This is a genomic window from Turneriella parva DSM 21527, assembly GCF_000266885.1.
Taxonomy (GTDB): Bacteria; Spirochaetota; Leptospiria; order Turneriellales; family Turneriellaceae; genus Turneriella; species Turneriella parva.
On the sequence record NC_018020.1, the window covers coordinates 1,515,409 to 1,534,360 of the forward strand.

The 18,952-nt window shown below is 52.8% G+C and carries 20 protein-coding genes; 14 read left to right on the top strand and 6 right to left on the bottom strand.

The window, feature by feature from the left end; genetic code table 11:
* The first annotated feature begins 508 nt into the window (after nucleotides 1–508).
* From TURPA_RS07400 to TURPA_RS21595, 10 genes are all read left to right on the top strand, one after another.
* Nucleotides 509–2,536 carry a hypothetical protein gene (locus TURPA_RS07400; RefSeq protein WP_169314409.1) on the top strand — a complete coding sequence of 676 codons (2,028 nt, stop codon included), beginning with the start codon at nucleotides 509–511 and terminating at the stop codon, nucleotides 2,534–2,536.
* Entirely contained in the window at nucleotides 2,514–3,356 is an 843-nt protein-coding gene (locus tag TURPA_RS07405; protein WP_014802672.1) for an SH3 domain-containing protein, read from the top strand. Before TURPA_RS07400 ends, TURPA_RS07405 begins: the two co-directional genes overlap by 23 nt.
* 292 nt (nucleotides 3,357–3,648) lie before the next feature.
* Nucleotides 3,649–3,828 (top strand): BrnT family toxin, encoded by a 180-nt coding sequence (locus TURPA_RS07410; RefSeq protein WP_245536832.1) that lies wholly within the window; start codon nucleotides 3,649–3,651, stop codon nucleotides 3,826–3,828.
* Nucleotides 3,815–4,030 (top strand): hypothetical protein, encoded by a 216-nt coding sequence (locus TURPA_RS07415; protein WP_014802674.1) that lies wholly within the window; start codon nucleotides 3,815–3,817, stop codon nucleotides 4,028–4,030. Before TURPA_RS07410 ends, TURPA_RS07415 begins: the two co-directional genes overlap by 14 nt.
* A gap of 210 nt (nucleotides 4,031–4,240) precedes the next feature.
* A complete protein-coding gene (locus TURPA_RS07420) occupies nucleotides 4,241–4,480 on the top strand; it encodes an addiction module protein (protein WP_014802675.1) in 240 nt (79 codons plus the stop codon).
* 346 nt (nucleotides 4,481–4,826) lie between these two features.
* On the top strand, nucleotides 4,827–6,362 hold the full coding sequence (guaB, locus tag TURPA_RS07425) for an IMP dehydrogenase (protein WP_014802677.1): 1,536 nt from the start codon (nucleotides 4,827–4,829) through the stop codon (nucleotides 6,360–6,362).
* A 10-nt stretch (nucleotides 6,363–6,372) separates the two neighbouring features.
* Nucleotides 6,373–6,981 (top strand): glutathione S-transferase family protein, encoded by a 609-nt coding sequence (locus TURPA_RS07430; protein ID WP_014802678.1) that lies wholly within the window; start codon nucleotides 6,373–6,375, stop codon nucleotides 6,979–6,981.
* Nucleotides 6,982–7,110: 129 nt separating this feature from the next.
* On the top strand, nucleotides 7,111–8,973 hold the full coding sequence (locus tag TURPA_RS07435) for a cation:proton antiporter (protein ID WP_014802679.1): 1,863 nt from the start codon (nucleotides 7,111–7,113) through the stop codon (nucleotides 8,971–8,973).
* Nucleotides 8,974–9,093: 120 nt separating this feature from the next.
* Nucleotides 9,094–9,951 carry an ion transporter gene (locus TURPA_RS21590; RefSeq protein WP_014802680.1) on the top strand — a complete coding sequence of 286 codons (858 nt, stop codon included), beginning with the start codon at nucleotides 9,094–9,096 and terminating at the stop codon, nucleotides 9,949–9,951.
* 30 nt (nucleotides 9,952–9,981) lie between these two features.
* The gene (locus tag TURPA_RS21595; RefSeq protein WP_014802681.1) at nucleotides 9,982–10,575 is read left to right on the top strand and encodes a cyclic nucleotide-binding domain-containing protein; all 594 of its coding nucleotides are present in this window, start codon (nucleotides 9,982–9,984) and stop codon (nucleotides 10,573–10,575) included.
* A gap of 7 nt (nucleotides 10,576–10,582) precedes the next feature.
* Here TURPA_RS21595 and TURPA_RS07445 read toward each other — a convergent pair whose 3' ends face one another.
* On the bottom strand, nucleotides 10,583–11,221 hold the full coding sequence (locus tag TURPA_RS07445) for a DedA family protein (protein ID WP_014802682.1): 639 nt from the start codon (nucleotides 11,219–11,221) through the stop codon (nucleotides 10,583–10,585).
* Between the two features lie 83 nt (nucleotides 11,222–11,304).
* On the bottom strand, nucleotides 11,305–11,688 hold the full coding sequence (locus TURPA_RS07450) for a DUF7793 family protein (RefSeq protein WP_014802683.1): 384 nt from the start codon (nucleotides 11,686–11,688) through the stop codon (nucleotides 11,305–11,307).
* Between the two features lie 99 nt (nucleotides 11,689–11,787).
* On the opposite strand from TURPA_RS07450, the gene TURPA_RS07455 reads away from it, so the two are divergent.
* The 4 genes from TURPA_RS07455 to TURPA_RS07470 are packed head-to-tail and all read left to right on the top strand — an operon-like array spanning nucleotide 11,788 to nucleotide 15,502.
* Entirely contained in the window at nucleotides 11,788–12,189 is a 402-nt protein-coding gene (locus tag TURPA_RS07455) for an EF-hand domain-containing protein (protein ID WP_041948383.1), read from the top strand.
* A 26-nt stretch (nucleotides 12,190–12,215) separates the two neighbouring features.
* Nucleotides 12,216–12,935: an EcsC family protein gene (locus TURPA_RS07460; RefSeq protein WP_014802685.1), complete on the top strand. Its 720-nt coding sequence runs from the start codon at nucleotides 12,216–12,218 to the stop codon at nucleotides 12,933–12,935.
* Complete coding sequence (locus tag TURPA_RS07465; protein ID WP_014802686.1) at nucleotides 12,932–13,609, top strand: aquaporin; 678 nt, start codon at nucleotides 12,932–12,934, stop codon at nucleotides 13,607–13,609. The genes TURPA_RS07460 and TURPA_RS07465 overlap by 4 nt, the downstream gene beginning before the upstream one ends.
* 18 nt (nucleotides 13,610–13,627) lie before the next feature.
* On the top strand, nucleotides 13,628–15,502 hold the full coding sequence (locus TURPA_RS07470) for a hypothetical protein (protein ID WP_157210435.1): 1,875 nt from the start codon (nucleotides 13,628–13,630) through the stop codon (nucleotides 15,500–15,502).
* A 9-nt stretch (nucleotides 15,503–15,511) separates the two neighbouring features.
* On the opposite strand, the gene TURPA_RS07475 is transcribed toward TURPA_RS07470, so the two are convergent.
* Genes TURPA_RS07475 through speD form a run of 4 tightly spaced genes read right to left on the bottom strand, consistent with a single transcriptional unit; the run spans nucleotide 15,512 to nucleotide 18,794 of the window.
* Nucleotides 15,512–16,375: an Hsp33 family molecular chaperone HslO gene (locus tag TURPA_RS07475; protein ID WP_157210436.1), complete on the bottom strand. Its 864-nt coding sequence runs from the start codon at nucleotides 16,373–16,375 to the stop codon at nucleotides 15,512–15,514.
* Nucleotides 16,376–16,411: 36 nt separating this feature from the next.
* A complete protein-coding gene (locus TURPA_RS07480; protein WP_014802689.1) occupies nucleotides 16,412–17,377 on the bottom strand; it encodes an NAD(P)-binding protein in 966 nt (321 codons plus the stop codon).
* Nucleotides 17,374–17,973: a tRNA (5-methylaminomethyl-2-thiouridine)(34)-methyltransferase MnmC2 gene (gene mnmC2, locus TURPA_RS07485; RefSeq protein ID WP_014802690.1), complete on the bottom strand. Its 600-nt coding sequence runs from the start codon at nucleotides 17,971–17,973 to the stop codon at nucleotides 17,374–17,376. Before mnmC2 ends, TURPA_RS07480 begins: the two co-directional genes overlap by 4 nt.
* Nucleotides 17,970–18,794, bottom strand: coding sequence for an adenosylmethionine decarboxylase (speD, locus tag TURPA_RS07490; protein ID WP_041948384.1), 825 nt, complete (start codon nucleotides 18,792–18,794; stop codon nucleotides 17,970–17,972). The genes mnmC2 and speD overlap by 4 nt, the downstream gene beginning before the upstream one ends.
* Nucleotides 18,795–18,952 lie beyond the last annotated feature (158 nt).

Consider the following 18,952-nt stretch of genomic DNA (forward strand, 5'->3'; position numbering starts at 1 on the left):
GCGGAGACCTTGCGGTCGCCCGCAGGGAGAGGGGAGTTTCGTACACCCCTTCTCTTTTCAAGAGAAGGGGCCGGGGGATGAGTTCGGCGCCCCAAAGCATTCATGAATCATGAAAACATATGCATCACAATCTCAACCCCCAGCACAACGCGTTAGGGGCTCGAAGGGTTTAGCCCACGCGCGCGTGGGCCGAAGCGAAGCGCAGCCCGAAGAGACCCGACCCCGCACATGGTGCGGGGTAACGCCCGCGGGTTCTGGTTTTCAAATGGGCGAAGATGGTTCGATTTCTTATAAAGCCCCGAATAAGGGTGCGCTGTATTCGACACTGGTTTCGACTGGTTTTGGCGCGGCGGGCGCGGGTATCGGGGGCGGCTTTTCGAACACGAGTCTTGGCAAAGGCATCGTGAGCACGACGTTCAACGCGCTGGGCAGTGGCTTTCGGTTTAACGACGACGGCAGCGCTGGTGCGTACGACTGGGGCAAAGCGGGGATTTCATTCGCGGCGAACATGGCGTCGACGGTTGCGGGGCTGCACGGCAGGTCGCAAAACGACGAATTTCAGGAAAAGTTCCGCGATTTTCGAAGCGCAAATCGCTCTATGAACGGGCTGGGGCCCGCTTTTCCCGAATTTCGTCGTTTTGCAGTAGCTCCAAAAATTCGAATATGGCGACCTGCCGCGCAGCCCCTTAGGGGTACTTACGTGGCAACTGAAATGTATAATGACGGCTTAACGCGGTTGGGCGGCAAGGCAACCGAGGCTGATTTGAAAGTTCTCGATTCAAACACTTCGCTCATGGGACAACAGGTCGGCCGCGCGGCGAATGTGCTGACTGCATCGCTCTTGGGCGACCGCAACGCCGTCAACGCCTACATGCCGCAGGGCCTCGGCAGCGCAATCGGCACCTACCTCGGCGACCGTCTGGCGCAGCACGTGAATACGCAAGGCGCGCCAGCAACACCTGCGACACCCGCGAACAACGGCCAACCGGTACGCGAACTCATCGGCGGCGGGGCAATCATGACCGGTCGCAGAGAGAGGGAGTTTGATTTCCTCGGTGGTCTCTTAGACGCAGGCCAGGCAATCGGCGGCGCGGGTGCTGCGGTGGGCAGTGGCTTGGGGTCGCTGGCTGCGGGTGCTTGGAGTGGCGCAAAAGATGCGGCAAATTGGGGCTTCAACAAGCTCGTCGATGGCCTCGACTACACTTTGGATAAAATCATCAGAATGCCTGAAATGTTGGCTAGTCTGCCGAGCGCATTGATGAGTCAGCTCACTGGCGGCCGGCTCGGTACGTCGTTAGACGTGAGCCTAAAGAATTCATTCGGTGGCATGGCCTTGCAGCCTTTTCCAGTCGTTTCAGGCGGCCAGACTCTGACGATACCTGCGGCGCAGAAAGCTGGCATCATGAGCGCCTTGCTTGGCAGAACTCACGACACCGAGTATTCAATTTTTGAACACCGTGGCGGCAAAGTGCAAATTCGAAACACTTCATCGCGCGAGACCCTAACGAAGAATGAGATGACACTCATCAACAAATTAGACACCTTCACCGACAAAGATGGCAATGAATACAAGCGCGTTCAATTTGTCGACAAAGCGAATGGCGTCGATCTACCGCAGAACATAGCGGTGTTTGAAGGCCCCAACGGCACGAAAATGATGATTATGAAAGATGGGTCAGTAATTCAATCGGTTAAAGACAATGCTGGTAAAATCACGAACAAGCTTTGGACAGCCAACGGGCAAGAGAAGGCATGGACGCTCAATGCGAATAGCGCAAAGGGAGCCGCTGTGGTGAACTATAGCGAAACACGCAATAGGCAAGGCATCATCACATCAAGAGGCACGGTGGTAAGCGGAGTACGATACAATTTTGGGCCAACTGATCCTGTTGGTAATGGACTTGTCTTTGAAGATTTTGCATTAGACCCTGGTCAATATGGCCCGCGTCAAGGCGGCGAATTTGACAAGCAATGGAAGGGCACAAGTGGCGAGCTATGGCTAAATATGACCCAAGTTGGTCTGCAGCAGGGCGTGACCGAATACGGTGTATTTGCATTAAATTATGGGAATCATAACGGCTCTTTGTCCCATGCGCGAGGTAAAGGCATGGATTTAACTTCCCTGTCTTCGACAACTTTGGGGAACATAAACTTCTCTCACACAGGTTTTGAAAGCAGATCAATGCGAGAAGCCATGCAAACTTTCAACAACGCGGTGAAAAATCATGTTAGCGGTGCTGTAGATATATATACGAGCTTAAGAATGCACGGTGAATCGTACCCTGGTAGTGAATGGGTCGATAATGCTCTGGCAAATACCCGTTATGTGAGGCCAAGAAGGGAAAATAACCCATACCCATCGGCGCCACAGATCGCCGCACTCAAGGCAAATTCTTTCGCGCAGCAAGTTCAAACTATGCAAAGCAACGGGGCGACACCTGAGGCCATAGATGACTTTATCAGAAGGCAAGCCAGAACAACCAAATACAGTCTGATGAATGAGCATTTAACCCATGAACATATTAGCTTTCATTAAGAACCAATTAATTTTAGGCTGTGGGCTATGCTTGTTCGCGGGTAGCCTCTTGCTGGCTCAAGAACGGCTATCAAGGCCACAAAATGTACCGCGCGATGCAACACCAGAAGACATTCATGGTAAGCATACCGGCAATTGGTCAAAAGAAGAAATAAGCGGTTTGCTTAAGATAACACAATTCTGGAATCAAAAGGGAATTCGTACCGTGCTTAGTGTTGAGCATGGAGATATTCGAAAGGGTGTGAGCTATGACCCGATAAATGGCTCTATAACCGTCAAATGGCAATCGAAGCGCAAGGCAGATTTTAATTTTCACATCTACGGCAAAGAAACAACTTTTAGGCAGTTTAATAAGAACAGATTCAGCCAAATAGCAAAATGTTGGGTTGTGTTGCCACAGAAGGCAACATGCCCGACTTGTGTTGATGATTCGACACTGTGCGGCGAAGAAATCGAATACAACCTCGACGGCTCTGTGAAGAGCCGCAAACAGCACCCCCACAAATGCCTTCAAGGCTGCGGCGAATTCAAACCCTTCATGCCACCCGGCAAATACAAGGTGCACGCCACCAACGTCATCTTGCGCGACAAACCCAGCACGAAGGGCAAGTCACTCGGCACGCTTCAAAAAGGCACCGAGCTGCAAGTCATCGAAGACACGCACAAGATCGAAACGCACGAATTCGAGACCGCCCCTTGGGTGAAGGTGCGCGTGTCCCCCTCCGCCTGCGGCACCTCCCCCGCATGCGGGGGAGGCCGGGAGGGGGAAGGCTATGTATTCGGCGGGTTTCTGGATTCGTTGGAGAGAAATGATTTGTGATGCCCCAGCCGCGCGATCACCACGACGCCCAACCTCACCCCCGACCCCTCTCCGAAGGCGGAGACCTTGCGGTCGCCCACGCGGGAGAGGGGATTTTCGTGCACCCCTTCTCTTTTCAATAGAAGGGGCCGGATGATGTGTCCGGCGGCGGTTTTCGGTTGACGGGCCTCTGCACGGTTCGAACCAAAGGATACCAATATGTCGCCAAGGCTCGATCTCGAATGGGATGAAAAAAAAGCGCAAGGCAACCTGGCGAAACACAACGTTTCTTTTCCCGAGTCGGGCACAGTTTTTGGCGATTACGTTTCCTGATCCAGACCATTCGAAAAATGAAAATCGGTCTATCACATTCGGCCAGTCACAGGCGGGCCGTTTTTTGGTTGTCGCCCACACTGAGAGGGGTGAAAAAATCCGAATTATCAGCGCGCGCCTAATGACCAAGCAAGAGAGAAAAATCTATGAAGAAGGGTAAGAAAGACGAACTGCGGGCAGAATACGGTCGCGAAGACCTGATTAAAGGTGTCCGTGGCAAATACTTGAATGCCTACCGCAGCGGAACGAATCTTGTCTTGCTCGATCCGAAAATTGCTTCTGCCTTTCCCAATGCGCGGGCTGTGAACAAAGCGTTAGGCGCCCTCATCGAAGCCGCTGGCGAAATAACGCATAAGCGTTAACCCTTCGGCAGGGGCGCAGCAGAAATTCACAAATCTGCCATTGCAACAAGAGCTTACACCCGCTATCAGAAATTTCTGCGCCTGAAAGATTCGCAAAACGCCGACGAATAGGCGAAAGCCGTGCTCGATCTGTCGGGCCACCCTGAAGAGATGCAGCGGCAGAATCTGAAAAATACTTGTCTTCCCATGCCGGGGCGCGTATCATAAAACATGAGCACTGCGACGCTGGCCAAGGCACAGGAATACGCGGCTAATCTGACCTCTGCTGATCAAGCCGCTCTGCTGGATTTCTTGCTCGTGAAAATGGAAAATGAAATGCCGCCCGAGATCGATGCACTTTGGCGAAAAGAGATCAGGCGTCGCGCTGCCGATTTAGCTTCAGGTGAAGACCCGGGCACTCCTTGGGAGGCAGTTCAAGCCAATATTAAGAAGAAATTTGGTTTTTCTTGAAATCTCTTGCCTTCAGTAAAGCTGCAGCAGCAGATCTGGAAGCTGTCCTTCACGATTATCAGACAATATCGGTCAAACTTGCAAAGAGATTTCACTCCTTAATTAAAAGAGTCAGTTCAAAATATCCACATGCATCCGAAAGCGTGGCCGCCGTATTTTGACGACTTTCGCAAGATAAATTTGGATCCATTTCCGTTTGCCGTCGTCTACCAAGAAGTACCAGAAATCATTCACATTGTCGCTATCATTGACTTGCGTCGCGCACCGCGCTATTGGCGCAGGCTAGAGCAATGACGCCGCAATCTCATTAAACTTGACATCCTGATTTTCTTCCCGAAAGTATCACATGGCGCGCAGCACTTCAGCAAAATCGGGCAAAACTCTTCAAGACGGCTTCTCGGCCTCTACCATTTTCGAAAAAGACCAGGGCATCACCTATAAAGACTTTCTGATACTGCCGGGGTATATCGACTTCGCCCCGCAAGACGTGAATCTCGAAACGCGCATCACGCGCAACGTCAAGATCAAGCTGCCCCTCATCAGCTCACCAATGGATACCGTGACCGAAAGCCGCATGGCGATCACCATGGCGCTTTTGGGCGGCATTGGCATTATACACAACAACCTCTCGATCGAAGACCAGGCGGCGCAGGTCGAGCGCGTGAAGCGGTACGAAAACGGCTTTATCACCGAACCGATCGTGCTTTCACCGAAGAATACCATTGCCGATATCGACAACATTTCGGAGCGTTATGGTTTCAGTGGGGTGCCAATCACCGAAGACGGTACGCTGCGCTCGAAACTCGTGGGCATCGTCGCGAACCGCGATGTGGATTTCGAGCGTGACCGAACCATTTTGCTCTCAAAGGTCATGACGACCGATCTGATTACCGCGCCGAAAGGCATATCTCTGGTGCAAGCGAACGAAATTCTGCGCAAGTCGAAGAAAGGCAAGTTGCCGATTGTCGACAAAGAAGGGCGTTTGGTGGCTCTGATGAGCCGCTCAGACCTGGTGAAAAACCGTGAATATCCTTTTGCGACTAAAGATGAACAGAAGCGCCTGCGCGTGGGAGCGGCGGTTTCGACCCACCCGCACGACCGTGAGCGCATCGACATGCTCGTCGCACGCGGTGTTGATTTGCTCGTCGTCGACTCGGCGCAGGGTTATTCGAAGTTTCAGATCGACCTCTTGAAAGAACTAAAAAAGAAATATCCCAATGTCGACGTGATGGCGGGCAATGTCGTCACACGCGAGCAGGGCGACGCCCTCATTCGCGCCGGCGCCGATGGCCTGCGCATCGGCATGGGCCCGGGTTCAATCTGCATCACACAAGACACCATGGCTTGCGGCCGTTCGCAGGCAACAGCGGTCTATTACACAGCGCAGATGGCGGCAAAGCATAAGATTCCCGTGATCGCCGACGGCGGCATCGCCAACATCGGCGACATCGCCAAAGCCCTCGCAGTGGGTGGCAGCGCAGTCATGGTCGGGTCGCTGCTCGCCGGCAGCAAAGAAGCACCGGGTGAATACTTTTATGAAAACGGCGTGCGCCTCAAGAAATTTCGCGGCATGGCCTCGATCGAAGCGATGGAAGGCGGCGGTGGTGCAAAGCGCTATAACGTCGAAGACCAGAAGATCAAGGTCGCGCAGGGTGTCTCGGGCGCAGTCGTCGACAAAGGCTCTCTCTTCGAATTTATTCCCTATCTGATGCAGGGTGTGCGCCATGCGCTGCAAGACATGGGCTATCGTGACATACCGTCACTGCACAAGGCGCTGCACGCCAGCAAGCTGCGCTTCGAGCCACGCTCGCTCGCCGCACAGGCGCAGGGCGGGGTACATGGATTGTATTCGTATAAAAAGCCCATTATTGGTGCCGAGTGAGGGTAAATTCATGAAGCTCTACGGAAGCATAACCTCACCCTTCGTGCGCCGGGTGCGCTACCTGTGCCATGAACTTGGCCAGTCATTTGAGCTGGTTGATTCTCTGACCGACGCCGGCCAGTCGGCCATGCGCGAAAAAAACCCAATCTGGAAGGAGCCCTGCGCCGAGATCGATGGTCTTGTGATATGGGATAGTCACACTATCATCGACTACCTCACCGAAAAATATGCAGATAGCCCCAATGGTCTCAGAAAACCGACGGGCGTCGAAAAGTGGCGCGAGCGCAATCTGGTGAGCGCTGCCGACGGCTGCGTCGAGTCGGCCATAAATGTGTTTTACCTGAAAAAAGACGGGGTCGCGGTCGGTGATGTGGCATACCTTGTTAAACAGCGTGCGCGCGTTGAATCGATTTTAACCTGGCTCAAGTCGCAGCTAGAGGGCAATTTTTTCACTCCAGAGGCCAAAATCGGCCTTTCAGAACTGACCCTCTATTGTATTCTTGACTGGCTCAGGTTTCGTGAAATGTACCCGGTGGGTGACGACCCGGTGCTGAGTGCCTATATGCAATTTCACAGCAGCCAGCCTGGCTTAGTGGCGACGCGTTTGCCTGAGAAATAGATCCTCATTTTTTTGCTGGTTTGGAGCGCGGGCAGCTGCATAAGATTTGCCCGCCTGCTTCAGTATTCAGACGTGCACTATTAAAAAATAGCTAATAAAAGCCGATACTTAAAACTAGGTAACAAAACGATGAGAATAACTTTGCTTCTGAGCGTGTTTTTGGGCGCACCACTGGCGGTTTTCGCCTCGGGCGATGCGCACGACCCGGTGCATGACTTGCTCATGCACATTGGCCTGACGATTCTCGTTGCCACGATTGTTGCCTATCTCGGTAACCTCGCAAAGCAACCGCTGATTCTGGCTTACCTCGCGGCAGGTGCACTCATCGGGCCTAACTTCGGTTTTGGTCTTATCAAGAGCGAGAAGGATATCTCAACCATCTCAGAGCTGGGCCTCGTGTTGCTGCTCTTTATGATTGGTATGGAGATCGACCTCAAGAAGATCAAAGCTTCAGGCAAGTCTCTCATCGTCACCGGCGTTACGCAGTTTGCGATTTGTGCCGGCCTCGGCATCATGTTCTTTCAGCTGATCGGCTTCGCGCTCGGCGGTGGTAAATATGACGCCTTTTATCTGGCCATTGCGTGCGGTATTTCATCGACGGCGATCGTCGTGAAGCTACTCTACGGCAAGTTCGAGCTCGACACCCTCGCCGGCCGATTCACGCTCGGCACCCTCGTCTTTCAGGATATCTGGGCGATAGTGATTCTTGGTGTGCAACCCAACCTCGCCGACCCCCAAATATTGCAGATTCTGTTGTCGTTCGCCAAAGCCGGCGCACTCGTTGCTGTGAGCATGGCGCTCAGCAAATATGTTCTACCCACCCTCTTTAGCCGCATTGCGAAGATTCCCGAGATGACGCTGCTCATGTCGGTCGGCTGGTGTTTTGCCGTCTGTGCCGCCGCGCTCGCGATGGGGCTCTCTATTGAAATGGGTGCGCTGATTGCCGGCGTTTCGATTTCGACTTTCCCTTATAACCTCGACGTGGTCGCGAAAATCACGACGTTGCGCGATTTTTTCGTAACGATCTTCTTTGTTTCGCTCGGTATGAAAATACCCAACCCGATTGCGCAGGCAAGCCTTGTCGGTATTGCGTTTATCGCCGCGATGTTCGTCATTCTCACACGCTTTCTTTCGATCTATCCGGTGTTGTTTTCGCTTAAGAATGGCAACCGTGTCAGCATTCTCACTTCGCTCAACCTTTCGAATATCAGCGAGTTTTCGCTGGTGATCGCCGCGCTGGGTCTCGCGGCCGGCCACATCAGCGCCGACATTCTTTCGATCATCATCTTTACTTTTGTGATCACTTCGATTTTCGCCCCGTACATGATCAAGTACAACCAGCAGCTGCAGCCACGTGTAACCCGGTTTTTTGAAATGTTTGGTCTTCGCGACAAGAAGAAGTACGTCGAACCCAGCGAAGAAGAGCTGCAGAAAGATGTGGCACTGCTCGGCTTTTTCAAAGTCGCCAGCTCATTCGTAACCGACGCCGTCGAGACCACCGGCAAGAACAGCCTTAAAGACAAAATAGTCGTTGTTGACTTCAACCAGACGGTACACGCAAAACTCAAGAGTCTGGGGATTCCCGCCGTTTACGGAGACATCGGCCACATTGACACTCTGCACCATGTCGGCCTTCACCATACCAAGGTGGCAATTTCGACGATACCCGATACGATTCTTGTCGGCACCAGCAACACGAAGCTGATTAAACAGATCGAAGAAATTGCACCGCACGCGAAGATTATCGTGACGGCTGAAAATCCTCAAACTGCGCTCAAGATGTACGAAGATGGCGCTGACTATGTATTTCTACCGCGCCAGCTCGCTTCGTCTCACCTGACGCCGATTGTACGCGACATGCTCGTCATCGCCGACGAAGAAGATAAGTCAGCCGCAGCAAAGGCGCGCAGAAAAAAGGCGCAGGCAAGACTCGATAAACTGCGCGAAGACGCGATCGCCGAACTAAAAGAACGGCACGAAATTATTAATTAGCAGCCGACCATAGATTATTCCGGCGCTTGCTTAAAGGTTCTTAGCCGCTGGCCGGCATTTTTTGGGCGGGTGGTTCATTCACAGCTCGCTGTGTGCCGACAATCTGCATAGGTTTCGGCCATGATCATCAGGCAAGATAACGTCTATAAACGCTATTTCGATGCTTTCTTGCTGATTTTTACCCTATTCGCGGCGCTCGAAGTGCCGCTGCACCTCGCATTGCAGTATCCGGCACCACCCTGGATTCGGGTAATTAACCTTTTATACCCGATTATCTTCACGTTCGATATTATCACCTCATTTTTCACGACGATCATGATCGACGGTGAAGAGGTCACCTCGAAGAAACGCATCGCCATACACTATCTGCGCAGCTGGTTCATTGTCGACCTGATCGCCGCGACCCCTTTCGATCTGATCTTTGCCGATGGCTGGCTTTCAGAGGCGAGCAACGCCGCCCGATCGCTGAGGCTCTTTTCACCGCGCTACATACAGATTCTGCTGCTCGTGCGCATGCTCAGAATCTATCACATCTTTCCGTTTCTAGAGAAGACGCGCAAGAAGGAGCTCTTTAATCCCGGATTAGTGCGTCTCTTCTTCACCATTTTTGTCGTTCTGATCATTGCGCACTGGGTCGCCTGCGGCTGGATGGCGCTCGGCAAGAAAGACCCGAATTTGGACTTTTTTACCAACTATGTCAAGGCTTTGTACTGGTGTATCACCACGATTACGACGATAGGGTACGGCGACATCACGCCTTCGACGAATGCCCAGACCATCTATACCATGTTCGTGCAGCTGACGGGCGCCGGGATGTACGGTTATATCATTGGTAATTTAGCCAGTATGTTGGCGAACAGCGACCTCGCAAGAACGCAGTTTCGCGCCAAGATGGAAAAGATTCAGACGTTCATGCAGTACCGCGACGTACCGGGCGATCTGCAAGACAGCATTCGTACGTACTATGACTATCTCTGAAACAACCGCCGCGGCTTCGAAGAATCGGCGGTGCTCGAAGAGTTACCGTCTTCGCTCAAGCTGAAAGTCGCGCTGCACCTAAACAAAGATATTATCGAAAAAGTGCCGATGTTCCGCGGCGCATCTGAAGAGTTCATTCGCCAGATTGTGCTGAACCTCAAGGCCGTGCTCTACACCCCAGGAGATTATATCTTTCGCAAAGGCGAAATGGGCGACCAGATGTACTTTATCAGCCGCGGTAAGGTTGAAATCGTTTCTGAAGACGGGGGTACAGTATTCGCAACCCTGTCAGAAGGGGGATTTTTCGGCGAAATCGCATTGCTCTTCAGCAGCGAACGGACTGCCAGCGTTCGAGCAGCTGAGTATTGCGACCTGTACACCCTGGATAAATTTACCTTCGATAATGTCTTGCAGAAGTTTCCCGAAATTGCTGAGCAGGTGCATGCGATGGCCGAAGAGCGCCGGCAGAAGACAATCGCGGAAAAACGTAATTTGCCTGCGGTCGCCGCACAGAACGCCCGCATTGAAAATATCCACCTTTCACATGAACAGGGTAAAGTCTTGCTCAACTGGCAAGACGTTGCCGGCGTTACGGGCTACCAGGTCGCCCGCATGTCACGTTAATCTTTAGTTAGATCTCGCCGGCGGCTTCGCGTTTCTCGCGCCGTTTCTTCAAGAAATACTTCAGCGTGAAATAGCCAATCACGCCGACGATCACGAGTACAATGCCATTTTCAATATTCTTGATCACCGTCACCGCATGGTTGATCTGGTCGCCAAAGAAGTAACACGATAGCACGATCGCCGGCACCGAAATAAGCGCTGCCAGACCATCGAACAGTAAGAAGACCCTGAACGGAATACCCAATGCCCCTGATGAGAGAAACACGAGCGACCTTAGTCCCGGCATAAATCGCGCTGAGAAGATTACCTTGTTGCCATGGTTCTTGAGCTTGTCTTTGACTGTCTCGAGCCGTTCGGCGTGCATGATTTTCGCCATCCATTTCCATTCGAAAACGCGATAACCAAAGCGCTTACCAATCTGAAACATTGCACCGTCGCCGAGCATGACCCCGGCGAGGCCAACGGCGACCATGACATAAGGGTCGGCCTTCTGGTAATAGGCCATGAGCCCGCCGGCAATGAGGGTGATGTCTTCAGGTATTGGCAGGCCAAAGCCGCAGAGCAGCAGTATACCGAAGACAAGCAGGTAGCTCCACGGTTCGTGAATCGATTGAATTGTATGGATAATGCCGTCGATGTTAAACATGTATACCGAGAACAAATGCGTTTGTGAAAGGCGCTGTCAACCGAATGCGCCCGTGACGCTGTTCATCGCCAGGGTAGACCGGCTTAAGGGCGAAGGTAGGGCTTTAACCATTCGAGCGCCGCAGGTTCTTCGTTAAAGAGTTTTGTCGGCAGCCGCGGCCGGTTGAACTGGATAAAGATGTTACCCACCATGCGCTGAAAATTGGAGTGTATCAAGAAGGCGAAGGCATTGATATCTGACTCGCGGTCGCGCGCCGAAAAATAAGAGCGCGCCTGCGGTGTAATCGACTTGAGATTTTTGAGATCGATCAACAGCGGGCGCTTTCGGCCGCGGCACAGTTCGTTGACGACCAGGCTGTTTTCTATGGCAAAATTGAGCACGATGTCGACACCCGCCTTCGCCTCAGTGCGAATATAGCCTTCAGGCGTGCGCCAGGTTCTAAAACCGTGAAGGTCGTGTACTTTCATATTTCATTACGTTCGGCCGCAGTGAGCCTGCATCATCCCACGCAGGTGAAAAGCAAAAAATGGCTTGTCCGCCGGCTGAGGGGGATATAGATGCTTACTATGACCCAAGCACATTTTGCCGCTCTGCTCTTTGTAGCCATGACATTTACCGTCTCGGCAAAGAACCATAAAGGCGGCCATGCGGGTATGAAAGGCCCAATGCACGCAAAAATGCTCGAAAAAATGGACGCCGATAAAGACGGCAAAATCTCAAAACAAGAATGGCAGGCGCACCATGACAAGAAATTTATCGAACTCGACGCCGACAAAGATGGCGTAATTTCGCAAGACGAATTCAAGGCGCACCACGAGAAAATGATGAAAGACCACCACTCGAAAATGGGCAAGAATAATGGGGCTGTGGGTGACGCAAATCGCAAGTACAAGAAGCCACCACGCAAAAAGAAAAATAAAGATGACGATCTGCAATTTGACGGCCCGGCAGCCGACGAGAAAGAGTAAAATCGGCAAAAGTGAGAACAGCGCCCATGGAAACCGAACGTTCTGAATCCTCATCGTCTGTGCCTCCCGAAGCACCGGGTATGATGCTGCAGGTACTCGATGGCGCTTACACGCAGGTGTTAAATGGTTTTGGCCTCTTTCCCTCGGCCGAAGCAGTTGCCCGGGAATACCTGACGCAGAACAACAACGATGCCCGCAAGGCGGCAGCTGACCTGATAAACTGGCAAATGACGAAAGCAGCCACCTCTGGGTTCTTGACGAACCTCGGCGGTGCGGCGACGTTACCGATTTCAATACCGGCGAATATTTCGAGTGTGCTCTATTTGCAGCTGCGCATGATCGCGGCAATCGCCATCATGGGTGGCCATGACATTCGATCTGACAAAGTGAGAACGCTCGTCTACGTGACGCTGCTCGGCTCAGCCGCTGCAGACGTGCTCAAAGACGCAGGCATTCAGCTGGGACAAAAACTCACGGTTGCGGCGATTTCACGCCTCATGGGACTTGTTGCGCGCAAGATGGCGACGAATGTCGCCGCAAGGCTGCTCGGTAAGCTAGGCCTTTCAAGCGCCCGCAATTTTATGAAGCTCGTGCCCATTGCAGGCGGGCTCGTCGCTGCCGCAACCGACGCCGCAGCGACAAAGGCCATAGGCGTCGTCGCGACTAAACTGTTCGTTGGCGAAGAATCAGGCGAAGCCGGCAAAAGTCTTGACGCTACCCTTGGTGCGCAGACCGTCGGCGTATGAAAGTTTATATCGCTGAAATAATCGGCACGGCAACGCTTGTGCTTTTCGGCTGCGGCAGCGCAGTTTTTGCTGGTGCCAGCATCGGCATCGTCGGTATTTCGCTCTCTTTTGGTCTTGTAATCGTCGGCATGGCCTATGCATTGGGCCCGATCAGTGGTTGCCACATTAACCCCGCGGTGAGTGTAGGCGCTTACATTGCAGGTCGGCTTTCGGGAAAAAAGCTGCTCGGGTATATCGCCGCGCAATCGCTCGGCGCAGTCACCGGTGCCGCGCTTGTCTACGCGATTGCAACGGGTGATGCGAATTTCAAAATTGCCGTTAATGGTCTGGGTCAAAACGGATTTGGCGCAGGGTACCAGGCTGGTTACAATATTGAATCCGCATTTTTGTTCGAAGCAATCGCCACGTTCTTGTTTGTTGTGGTTGTACTCGGGTCAACTTCGGGAGCGGCCTCGAAAAAATTTGCCGGGCTTGCGATCGGTTTTTTTCTCGTGTTGATTCACCTCGTCGGTATTCGCATTACAGGCGTATCGGTTAATCCCGCGCGCAGCCTTGGGCCCGCCCTTTTTGTTGGCGGTCAGGCTGTTTCTCAGCTTTGGCTTTTTATTGTCGCCCCGCTGTTGGGTGCGGCCTTTGCCGGGCTTCTCTATCGCGCAGGCGTGCTCGAAGATTAATCTCGGGCAGAAATTGCTGTGCATTCAACCGTTCTGACTTTTGTGCTAAACCGCTGCCGTGTGCTCATGGCGACCGCGGTATTTATGGCGGTGTTGCCGCTGGCGGCGCAGCGCCTTAAACCCAGCGACGAAAAGGGTACGCCAGAACAACCGGCCAAAACAAAAATCACTAAGCCCGATTCGCCAGAAGAGTTTGCCGTGCCCGGGCAACAGCCGCAGGGCGAAGAAGCCGCAAAACCGCCTGAAATGATTCGGGCGAAGAAGCTGAAAGCCGACGGCGAAAAAGAAGCCGACGAGTTGCCATTCGGGGCACCGCAGATCGAAAAGCGCGAAAATGTTTTCGGCGACAAGAAAGAAAAAGACGAAATCATGAAGCGTATGGAATACCAGATCGGCTTCATTTCTGAAGGCGCTGGCTTCAACAACACCGATCTCAGAAAACTCGACGAATCTACAGTTGCAACCATTCAGAATACCGACGACAAGATGACGCTGGCTTTTTCGCGCTTCTATGTTAACCTTTTCTTTCCGCTCACAGACGACCTGTACTTTCGTGTCGATATCTTTAAGAACGGCTTTTGGGGGCATGATCAGCTCGCCGGCGCCAGCACGAACAACAGTTCATCATCGACACCAGTCGGGGCAGACCCGTTTAACTTTGGCGAACTGTACATGCACTACATTATCTATAAAAATGAACGCAATGATGTTTCGGTCAAGATTGGCCGGCAGTTCTTTGAGATTGGCGGCGAAATTTACGACTATTTTCTAAAAGACTATATCGATGCAGTCACGTTCAACTACGCGAATTCAACGATCGGCGGCTTTCGCATTATGGCCTTTGACGCGTTTCAACTCGGCGCCGACCCAACGCTGCATGCCAACTATGTGCGCTTTTTCTCACACGACAACCAGCGTGTGCGCTATTTTGACGGTGATACCAATGTCTTGCGCGCCGGCTTTGTCTACGATTCGCGCAACCTTTTGAACTGGAAAGGGCCGCTGACCGGCGATGTCTTGCAGAATAAGCTCTATGCATTTGGCGCTCGGTATGGCGCAGTAAACCGGGGCGGTTCTGATCGGTCAAATCTCGGTGCTTCTGGCAACTTTGCAGATAACGACTTCAACATGATGTTCGGCACGCGCTTCTTGTTCAATCTGCCTCGCAAGCGCTACGTCATCAAGACGTTTGCAGATGCGGCGATGTCTACGGGCATCGACCGCCGTCTGCCGACGGCCGCGAATGAAAGTCAAGATGTCGATACCAACGGCTACGGCCTTGGCGGGGGAGCCAGCATCGAGCTGCCGCGCGTCGTCTCGACTCTTGACCTCGACTTCAATATCGACGGCCTCTATGCCTCTGGCAGCAAATATGACCAAAATGGCAACCAGACCTCGCACGGTTTTACGAGCTTCAAAGGCAGTCGTCTCGGTGGTTTGATCATGAGCAAATTCTACGGCTTCAGGCCGACAAGCTATACCGATTCGGCCGGCATCGGTGACTTCGCGCACGACTATGAACGCAAAGCGGCGACAACCTTTGGTCACATCGGTGTTGGTGCGACGCTGTGGCAAAAGCTGCGTTTTGGACTCGACTATTGGCTCGCAATCGACACCAGCAGCAGCCAGCTCTATGAACAGGCCCGCGCCAATGGAACGACCTCAACGATTACGAGCACGGTGCTCAAAGCGCAAGACCGTCTGGGTAAACTTCTGGGGCAAGAAATCAATTTCACCACCGACTTCGCAGTCAACAAATTCTGGACGCTCTACTTTAAAGCAGGCATCTTTTTGCCCGGTTCGTTTTATTCGACGCCGGGCATTGTCACCGACACACCGTATGGCACCGACAACGCTATGGGCGTGCAACTCGGGTCGAAGCTGATTTTCTAAGTCGTAAGGTTACAACTTCGATTCGACTTCTGCGCGCGGGTAATGGAATACGTTGGCGCAATAGCCGCATTTAACTTCGAGCTCGGTCAGGTCGCCGAAAACCTCATCGATGTCGCGACGCGCCAGGTCGACAATGCGCTCGAGATAACCCTCACGATTGCACCTGCAGCGGTAGACGAGTGCAGTCTCAGAAGTCTGAATCCACTGCTCGCCGGGGTAGATATCGTCGAGCAGATCCATAATGTCTTTCTCGGCTTCATCGTTAAAGTATTGCGTCAGCGATTCCAGTCGTTCGAGATTGTCGGTAATCACGAACTTTTTATTGTCCGAGACGCCGGGCAGAGCTTCGATCAGCAGCCCAAAACTCTTGTCGGCGATGACTCCGCGCTCAGGGTCGGGGCATAGCCGCGTGCCAGTGAGCATCAGCGTTGAAATCTGCTCGCTCTCATGCAGGTATTGCTGCACCAGATTCGGTATCGAGTTGCTCTTGCTGCCGATGGTGCTGCGAATCTGGTCGGCAATATGAGGATATCGTTTGGTCACGACTAATTTTGCGGTAAGAATATCTGCATCGACCACCTGGGTATTCTGCACTTCGTCGATTAAATCGTTGGGTTGGCACGCGGCCCTGAATATACCTTCTGGCGTTGACTCAACGATGAGGCTGCGGAAAAACCTGTCGGTTGTCACTTCGAGCGTCAGGTCATGCACATCACGAAAGAGGCCTGCGAGCAGGTTGGCGCAGACTGCCATTTCACTGAACTGGTAGAGTACCCTGTTATCGACCTGAATCTGCGCGGTTGCGGCGTTAATTGCGCCAGCCGCGCTCACGAATACGGCGCGAAAGTCTGCACCCTTAGTGTGAAATGACATGCAGTGTGATTGCTTCTTGTCGGGCATGGTCGAATGTTATAACTTAGCAGAATGCCGGTCAGTGCCATTGAGTCTGCCGATCAATTCTCTCGGTAGAAAGCGCGCTGGCGTCAAACCGCATATCAAATTTCTATCCTCATCTTCTTCGCCCACCAACCACTGCGCGACTCTTGTGGCGAGAAACGGTGCATATGTCATTGCATGATAACCCATAGCCGTAAAAAAAAAGGGCTGCCTGGGGTCGCCCGGTAGTCGCCCGACAATGGGCAGGCGGTCCCGCGAGGTGAGGCGGGTGCCGCCAAACAGATACGGCCTGTTTGTTGGGTACATCTGCTGTGCCATCGCCAGAGCATCACCCGGTGTCTCGTTGTTGCGGTGTATGAAGCCCGCGCGGCGACCATGGCGTATGTAGTTGGTCGTGACGGCCACCCGGGCCTGATCTTCGGGTGAAAATTCTGCGTCTGCCGTGACATTGCCGAAATAGGTTTCGATACCGGGCAGAGGTTTTACGGCGCCTTCAGCTAAGGCATTCAGAGCAGGCTGGCTTGCGATGCCGACTGCGGTGATTGCTTCAACAAACCCCGTTGCCGCCAAATCGAATTCAGCCTTCACGAAGTTTACCCCCTGCTGTTTCAAAAAACGCCGCAGCGCGCGCAGATAGGGTCGGGCGAGAATCGTGAAGCCCTGGCCGAATGCAGTCTTGTGGATTAATACTGCGGTAGTGGCAAACGGCAGGTTTGTATACCAGCCCCGTGACCACGCAGCAGCAGCCTGCCAAAGCCCTGAGCGAGGCTTGACTGTGTTACAGGCATGCATCAACGGCACGCGCAGCCCGCCGAACGGCAGCGGGTCGAACACCGTCACTTCAAAGCCGCGTGTGACCAGTGCATAGGCGAGATGCAAACCGCTCGTGCCCGCGCCGGCGATTGCAATTTTGCCGCGTGCCCCTAACTTGCCGTGATCTTGTTGCCAAAGCAATTCAAAGTAATCGCGGCGCTTCATGGTTTGTAACCCAAGAGCATCTCTCGCTTGCCACCGAAGCCTGCAGCTTTCTCCACGACAAACCCGGCGTTTTGTAAATTTCGGCGCACCCAGCCCGCGGCGCTGTAGGTTGAAAAAGTGCCCAGAGGTTTCGTCAGGGCAAAGGCGCGAGCGAATACGGCTTCGCTCCACATCGCGGGGTTCTTGGCCGGTGCGAAACCGTCGAAGTACCACACGTCGGCCGCGAATGTCGCTTTTTCTAAGAAAGCGAGAACGTCGCCGTGGTGTACCTCACCCCCCTGTGGGGGTGTGGTAAACTCTGCCTGACAAATGCTCAACTTTTCAGCCAAAGCCCTCACCGAAGCCTCTTCGGGAAAATCTTCTTCGACAGAAAAATAGTGCAACTTGTGCAGGCTCTGCACTTGCCTGGCCGCGTGCCGCGTGAGGGCATAGTTAAGGCCGAAGCCGAAGCCGAGTTCGGCGACTACGAAATCGTCTGCTGCCGAAATGCGATCTTTTATGCGGTTGGCTTCAATGAAGACGAACTGCTTTTCGGCTTCAGGGTCGGCCTGGCTGAAATAGATGTCGTCGTATTTTTCAGAGAGAAACTGCGTCACATTTTGGGAATGTTACGGCCGTAGAAAATTTCATTCATCTCTTTTTTGAGGCTCTGCTTGATCTTCTTTTTATCGCCTGGCGCGAAGTCTTTTTTCGCCGAGCCGAAAAGGTAATTGTCGAGATCGAATTCTTTCAGAATCATCTTGGTATGAAAGATGTTCTCTTGATAGATGTTGATGTCGACCATCTGGTACATCTGCCGAATATCTTCTGAAATGAAATTCTGTATTGAATTAATCTTGTGATCGATGAAGTACTTCTTGCCGTCGACGTCACGGGTGAAGCCGCGCACCCGATAGTCGCTCATGACGATGTCGGGGCTGAACGAATGCAGCAGGTAGTTGAGCGCTTTCAGCGGAGAAATCTGGCCGCAGGTTGAAACGTCGATGTCGGCCCGAAAGGTACTGATACCGTGGTCTGGGTGGCTCTCGGGATAGGTGTGAACAGTAATATGGCTCTTGTCGAGGTGTGCAACCACCGCCTCAGATTCAGGGCCTGGAATCTCATGGTCGGTGTCGAAGCGATTGCGCTGCTCTACCTCGAGGTGGTTTTCAGACACCAGCATTGTCACCGAGGCACCCTGTGGGTCATAGTCTTGCGAGGCAATATTCAGAATGTTGGCGCCGATAATCTTGGCGACATTCGTCAGAATCTCTGTCAGGCGTTCGGCATTATATACTTCGTCGATATATTCGATGTACGCCCGCTGGTTTTTCGGACTCACCGCATAACAGATGTCGTACATGTTGAAGCTCAGGGTCTTTGTCAGGTTGTTAAAGCCATAAAGCTTCAGCTTTTTCTTGAGGGGTTTGATTTTCAAAGTTCGATACTCTCCGCACAGAAAGGATGAGAAAAAGCCCACCGAATAATCTGCGACTCTCGGCTCATCGGGTGCAAAAAACAGGGGGTCAATTCTATTTGGTAAAGTGTTGACGCCCTATTTTGGCTCTGCGTAGTTCTTTGAGACAGGGCTGTAAA

What these genes read in the sequence shown, in the direction of transcription:
- TURPA_RS07400 (WP_169314409.1), top strand. Translation starts at nt 509, where the DNA reads ATGGCGTCGACGGTTGCGGGGCTGCACGGCAGGTCGCAAAACGACGAA.
- TURPA_RS07405 (WP_014802672.1), top strand. Translation starts at nt 2,514, where the DNA reads ATGAACATATTAGCTTTCATTAAGAACCAATTAATTTTAGGCTGTGGG.
- TURPA_RS07415 (WP_014802674.1), top strand. Translation starts at nt 3,815, where the DNA reads ATGAAGAAGGGTAAGAAAGACGAACTGCGGGCAGAATACGGTCGCGAA.
- TURPA_RS07420 (WP_014802675.1), top strand. Translation starts at nt 4,241, where the DNA reads ATGAGCACTGCGACGCTGGCCAAGGCACAGGAATACGCGGCTAATCTG.
- guaB (WP_014802677.1), top strand. Translation starts at nt 4,827, where the DNA reads ATGGCGCGCAGCACTTCAGCAAAATCGGGCAAAACTCTTCAAGACGGC.
- TURPA_RS07430 (WP_014802678.1), top strand. Translation starts at nt 6,373, where the DNA reads ATGAAGCTCTACGGAAGCATAACCTCACCCTTCGTGCGCCGGGTGCGC.
- TURPA_RS07435 (WP_014802679.1), top strand. Translation starts at nt 7,111, where the DNA reads ATGAGAATAACTTTGCTTCTGAGCGTGTTTTTGGGCGCACCACTGGCG.
- TURPA_RS21590 (WP_014802680.1), top strand. Translation starts at nt 9,094, where the DNA reads ATGATCATCAGGCAAGATAACGTCTATAAACGCTATTTCGATGCTTTC.
- TURPA_RS07445 (WP_014802682.1), bottom strand. Translation starts at nt 11,221, where the DNA reads ATGTTTAACATCGACGGCATTATCCATACAATTCAATCGATTCACGAA.
- TURPA_RS07450 (WP_014802683.1), bottom strand. Translation starts at nt 11,688, where the DNA reads ATGAAAGTACACGACCTTCACGGTTTTAGAACCTGGCGCACGCCTGAA.
- TURPA_RS07455 (WP_041948383.1), top strand. Translation starts at nt 11,788, where the DNA reads ATGACCCAAGCACATTTTGCCGCTCTGCTCTTTGTAGCCATGACATTT.
- TURPA_RS07460 (WP_014802685.1), top strand. Translation starts at nt 12,216, where the DNA reads ATGGAAACCGAACGTTCTGAATCCTCATCGTCTGTGCCTCCCGAAGCA.
- TURPA_RS07465 (WP_014802686.1), top strand. Translation starts at nt 12,932, where the DNA reads ATGAAAGTTTATATCGCTGAAATAATCGGCACGGCAACGCTTGTGCTT.
- TURPA_RS07475 (WP_157210436.1), bottom strand. Translation starts at nt 16,375, where the DNA reads ATGTCATTTCACACTAAGGGTGCAGACTTTCGCGCCGTATTCGTGAGC.
- TURPA_RS07480 (WP_014802689.1), bottom strand. Translation starts at nt 17,377, where the DNA reads ATGAAGCGCCGCGATTACTTTGAATTGCTTTGGCAACAAGATCACGGC.